This window comes from Streptomyces sp. NPDC058964, assembly GCF_042741275.1.
Lineage (GTDB): Bacteria > Actinomycetota > Actinomycetes > Streptomycetales > Streptomycetaceae > Streptomyces.
In genome coordinates this window covers 1-1,882 of sequence record NZ_JBHYKH010000895.1, presented here as the reverse complement: position 1 = coordinate 1,882, position 1,882 = coordinate 1, and the positions used below count along the sequence as shown (strand labels likewise).

The 1,882-nt window shown below is 73.7% G+C and carries 1 protein-coding gene; it reads left to right on the top strand.

The window, feature by feature from the left end:
- Nucleotides 1-492: 492 nt before the first annotated feature.
- Nucleotides 493-1,882, top strand: a 1,390-nt coding sequence (locus ACFW2E_RS46125; RefSeq protein ID WP_384477965.1) for an amino acid adenylation domain-containing protein, incomplete at its 3' end; no start/stop codon positions are given.

The following is a 1,882-nucleotide window of genomic DNA, read 5'->3' as shown; positions in this document are numbered from 1 at the left end:
CTCCTCGGCCCCTGAGGCCGCCGATCCTTCCGGATCTCGAAGTCCATCGCACCCCTTGAACTGGGGTGTTGCGACGACCACTAGAACGGAAGGAGTCGGGGGCCCTCTGCTTTTCCCGGCGCCGGACCACCGGTCCGGGCAACTGGCCGCCGACTCCGCGGCGTTGCGCGCACGGTCCGTCCGGAACGCGCGCCACGCCGGGCGTTCGGGCTCGCGCGGGTCAACGGCTGGGGCCGGCAGGGCAGTTCCGCATGCCCTGGCTCCCCGGTGTGGGCCATCTCTCCTCCCGTGTACGGACCGCCAGGTCACAACCGCGCGCAGGTTCGCCCGCCCTCCCCCGAACGGCCTCCCCGAGTGGCTGGGCGAAGGGGCGGAGCATAGCGTCGTACTAATATTTCCGGCTTGTCATGGAGCTGGAGCCGGACAACCCCAGGCAGACCTGCGGGCCCGCCAGCGCCCCGGAGGCTTCCGGGTTCGAGACGCGAGGACCGGATGGCAGCCATACACGAGGGCAGTGCTCTCGGCCTGCTCGACGACGAGATCCGCGAGCAGTTCGGTGACACCGCACGCTTCTCCGCGGGGCCCGGCGCCTCGCCCCGCACCCTCATGGACGTCCTCGACGCGACCGTACGGTCGTACCCGGACGAGTTCGCCCTGGACGACGGCACGACGCGGCTCACCTACCGGACCCTGGCCGTCGAGGTGGAGCGCCTGCGACGGCGGCTCGCCGACGCGGGAGTCGGGCTCGGGGACCGGGTGGGCGTGCGTGTGCCGTCCGGGACCAACGATCTGTACGTGGCCGTTCTGGCCGTGCTCGCGGCCGGTGCGGCCTACGTTCCCGTCGACGCCGAGGACCCCGACGAGCGGGCCGAGCTGGTGTTCGGGGAGGCGGGGGTGCGGGCCGTGATCGGGGCCGGGCACCGGATCGATGCCGACGGCACCTGCGAGGTGCCCGCCGCCCGCCCCGGCACCGAGCACGACGCCTGGATCATCTTCACCTCCGGATCCACCGGGAAGCCCAAGGGCGTCGCCGTCACGCACCGCAGCGCCGCCGCCTTCGTGGACGCCGAGGCGGCCCTGTTCCTCGCGGACGATCCCATCGGGCCCGGGGACCGGGTCATGGCGGGACTGTCCGTCGCCTTCGACGCGTCCTGCGAGGAGATGTGGCTGGCCTGGCGGTACGGTGCCTGTCTGGTGCCCGTGCCCCGCTCGCAGGTCAGGAGCGGTGCCGATCTCGGCCCCTGGCTGGTCGAGCAGGAGATCACCGTCGTGTCCACCGTGCCGACGCTGGCCGCGCTGTGGGAGCCGGAGACCCTCGACGAGGTGCGTCTGCTGATCTTCGGCGGCGAGGCCTGCCCTCCCGAGCTGGCGCAGCGGCTGGTCACGGAGGGGCGCGAGGTGTGGAACACCTACGGGCCCACCGAGGCCACCGTGGTGGCCTGCGCGGCGCTGATGACCGGCGAGGGGCCCGTGCGCATCGGGCTGCCGCTGAACGGCTGGGAGCTCGCCGTCGTCGACGGGAGCGGGGAGCCGGTGCCCATGGGGGGCAGCGGGCAGCTCGTGATCGGCGGGGTCGGGCTCGCGCGGTATCTGGACGCCGGGAAGGACGCGGAGAAGTACGCGCCGCTGGAGTCGCTGGGCTGGGAGCGCGCCTACCGGAGCGGTGACCTGGTCAAGGCCGACCCGGAAGGGCTGATCTTCCTCGGCCGGTCCGACGAGCAGGTCAAGCTGGGCGGGCGCCGGATCGAGCTCGGTGAGGTGGACGCCGCCCTGCAGGCGCTCCCGGGTGTCGCGGGTGCGGCCGGGGGGGCGGGGGGCGGGGCGGGTGGCTTCGGCGGTTCGTGGGCGCGGGCCGGGCAGGCCGCGCCCGCGGTGAGGAGGG